This is a genomic window from Sphingomonas sp., from assembly GCF_051962185.1.
In the GTDB taxonomy this organism is placed as follows: domain Bacteria; phylum Pseudomonadota; class Alphaproteobacteria; order Sphingomonadales; family Sphingomonadaceae; genus Sphingomonas.
This window is the reverse complement of sequence record NZ_JBQCCN010000195.1, coordinates 1-2,884: the sequence shown is the minus strand read 5'-3', so window position 1 is coordinate 2,884 and position 2,884 is coordinate 1. Positions and strand designations below refer to the sequence as shown.

Below are 2,884 nucleotides of genomic sequence, written 5' to 3'. Positions count from 1 at the left end.
AAGCCTGTCGGGCGGAGAAAAAGCGCGCCTGCTGCTTGGGCTCGCGACATTCTTCGCGCCGAACATGATCATCCTCGACGAACCCACCAACCATCTCGATATCGACAGCCGCGCCGCGCTGGCCGAGGCGATCAACGAATTTCCGGGCGCCGTGATCATGGTCTCGCACGATCGTTATCTGATCGAATCTTGCGCCGACCGGCTCTGGGTCGTCGCCGAGCGGGCCGTGACACCGTACGATGGCGATCTCGACGATTACCGCCGCACCGTGCTATCGGCGCGCGGCGCGCGTGAACGCGACGCCTCCGAACGGCGCAACGACATAGAAAAGCCGCAGCGGGAAAAGACCGAAAGACGCGTTGCGCCGAAACAAAGGATCGCGAAGGCGGAAGCCGAGATCGAGCGCATCACCGCGATCATCGCCAAGATCGACGTCGCGCTGGCGCTGCCGGATCTATTCAAGCGCGATCCGAAGCAGGCCGCGCAACTCGGCAAGGCGCGCGCCAGCGCCGCAACTGCACTACAACGCGCTGAAGAGGAATGGCTCGAAGCCAGCACGTCCTACGACGAAACGGCGAGTTGAGAAAATCAGCGCCGCGTTCAGGTTGGCGCGCGCTTTTTCCTTTTGACCGGCCGCTCCGGCTTGGGCGGCGCAACAGGCTCGGGCGCCCGCTCGATCGAGGACAGACGTCCTGCTGTAAACGTGTAGATGCCAGCGCGCGGTCCTTTCAACCACGTCAGAACGGCAAGGCGGTCGCCGCGCGGGTTGTTGGAAATATTGACGTTGTCCGGCGCGCCGATGCCGCGCGTCACGTCGCATTCGGTATGCCCCAATGCCACGGTGCCGGTTGCCGGCGCAGGTGTAGCGGGCGGTGGCGTTGTCGGAGCGGCCGCAGCGCCATCCGAAAGCGCGCTGGATTCACCCGCACCTATCGGTGGCGCCATCCCGGGGCAGAGACCGTCGGCGCTGATGAGATCATCCGGGGTCACCGGCTTGTCGGGCGTAAGCGGCGGCGTCTCGATGGAGACGTTCTTCATGAACACCCGGCCCGACCGCGAAAACCAGTCGGCATCCTTGGACAGGAGGTCGGACGAAAACATGTCGGACGCGCTGCCACAGCCCGACACGAGCGGCGCCACCAAAAGCAGCAACATCCACGTTTTTCGATGAGATTTCGGCTGTCCCACGGCGAACTCTGTTCCCGGCCTGTCTTAAGGGCCTGTCCCAACACCAATTTGGGGCACGACCATGACTAACTGCGAAATTGGATCAGAAAGCCCCAAATATAATTAAATTTCAATATATCACTATTGGCGGCGTTGCCAGCGCCCGCGCTCGTCGGCCTGCCAATAGGTTACGTCGAACCCACGCGATTTGCAGTCGGTCCAGACGGTTCGCGCCGTCTCGAGCGCGACGTCGTCATCGCCATTGAAGACAAGCACAAGCCGTTCGTAACTTTCGGAATCTTCCGGTAGCGGGGCGTTATCGATCAGGAACCTGACGGTAGCCCGATTGGGGTTCTCGCTGTTGACCGTCAGCACGATGGGCTGCTCGCTCACATCCTCGATCCGCCATGTCGCATGCGGCAAAAACGAGTCATCGCGATAGGTCCACAGGTGCGCGTCGAGTGCTTCGACGCGCTCCTCCGAGGTCGTATGGATGACCGCCCGCCAACCCCGCTCGAAGGTCTTTTCGAGCAGCGGCGGCAGAACGTTTTCGATCGACATGTTCTGCAGGTGATAGAACAGAACTTCGGTCATCGCCGTGCTTCGTAATACTCCGCCACCAGGCGATCCAGCAGACGAACACCAAATCCCGACCCCCAGCTCTGGTTAATGTCGGTTTTCGGAGCTCCCATCGCCGTTCCCGCGATGTCGAGATGCGCCCAGGGCGTGTCGTCGACAAACCGCTGCAGGAACTGCGCCGCCGTGATCGAGCCGCCATAGCGCCCGCCGGTATTCTTCATGTCGGCGAACTGCGAGTCGATCAGCTTGTCGTATTCGGGCGCCAGCGGCATGCGCCAGACGCGCTCCCCCGTTTCCGCACCGACCTTGGTCAAGCGTTCCGACAGCTGATCGTTATTGGAGAACAGACCTGCATGCTCAGTGCCAAGCGCGACCATGATCGCACCAGTCAGAGTTGCCAGATCGACCATGAACTTCGGTTTGAATTTTTTCGCCACGTACCACAGCACGTCGGCGAGAACGAGCCGCCCCTCGGCGTCGGTATTGATGATCTCGATGGTCTGGCCGGACATCGAGGTCACGATATCGCCCGGCCGCTGCGCATTGCCGTCGGGCATATTCTCGACAAGGCCGATCGCACCAATGGCATTGACCTTCGCCTTGCGGGCGGCGAGCGCATGCATCAGGCCGACCACACAGGCCGCGCCACCCATATCGCCCTTCATCTCCTCCATCCCGCCGGCCGACTTGATCGAGATGCCGCCAGTATCGAAACAGACGCCCTTGCCGACGAAGGCAACCGGCGGTTCGCCTTTTTTTCCGCCGTTCCAGCGCATGATGACCGTGCGGCTCGGCCGCGAGGAGCCCTGCCCGACGCCCAGCAGCGCGCCCATGCCGAGTTTCGTCATCGCCTTGACGTCGAGCACGTCGATGCCGACCCCGACCTTTCGCAAGCGGCTGGCACGCCGCGCGAACTCTTCCGGATACAGCACGTTCGGCGGTTCGTTCACGAGGTCGCGCGCAATGACGACGCCATCGACGACATGATTGTCCGGCGCGAATGCCTTCTTCGCCGCGGCGACGTCGCCGACGGCGATCGAGACATCGGCATGCAGCGCCGCGTCATCGCCGTCCTTCTTTTTGGTTTTGTAACGATCGAATTTGTAGGCACGCAGCCTGACGCCGGCGGCCACCGACG

At 62.2% G+C, this 2,884-nt stretch carries 3 protein-coding genes and 1 pseudogene; 1 reads left to right on the top strand and 3 read right to left on the bottom strand.

The window, feature by feature from the left end; genetic code table 11:
- Positions 1 to 583: pseudogene (locus ACTHJR_RS12205) on the top strand (ABC transporter ATP-binding protein); the annotation flags it as partial.
- Positions 584 to 600: 17 nt separating this feature from the next.
- Here ACTHJR_RS12205 and ACTHJR_RS12200 read toward each other — a convergent pair.
- The 3 genes from ACTHJR_RS12200 to ACTHJR_RS12190 form a co-directional block, all read right to left on the bottom strand.
- Positions 601 to 1,155 (bottom strand): hypothetical protein, encoded by a 555-nt coding sequence (locus ACTHJR_RS12200; protein ID WP_440523489.1) that lies wholly within the window; start codon positions 1,153 to 1,155, stop codon positions 601 to 603.
- Positions 1,156 to 1,308: 153 nt separating this feature from the next.
- Positions 1,309 to 1,761 (bottom strand): DNA polymerase III subunit chi, encoded by a 453-nt coding sequence (locus tag ACTHJR_RS12195; RefSeq protein WP_440523488.1) that lies wholly within the window; start codon positions 1,759 to 1,761, stop codon positions 1,309 to 1,311.
- Positions 1,758 to 2,884 (bottom strand): leucyl aminopeptidase (locus ACTHJR_RS12190; RefSeq protein ID WP_440523486.1); only part of this gene is annotated, 1,127 nt, incomplete at its 5' end. The genes ACTHJR_RS12190 and ACTHJR_RS12195, both read right to left, overlap by 4 nt.

Coding starts and splice junctions, on each gene's coding strand:
- ACTHJR_RS12200 (WP_440523489.1), bottom strand. CDS start 1,155: ATGTTGCTGCTTTTGGTGGCGCCGCTCGTGTCGGGCTGTGGCAGCGCG.
- ACTHJR_RS12195 (WP_440523488.1), bottom strand. CDS start 1,761: ATGACCGAAGTTCTGTTCTATCACCTGCAGAACATGTCGATCGAAAAC.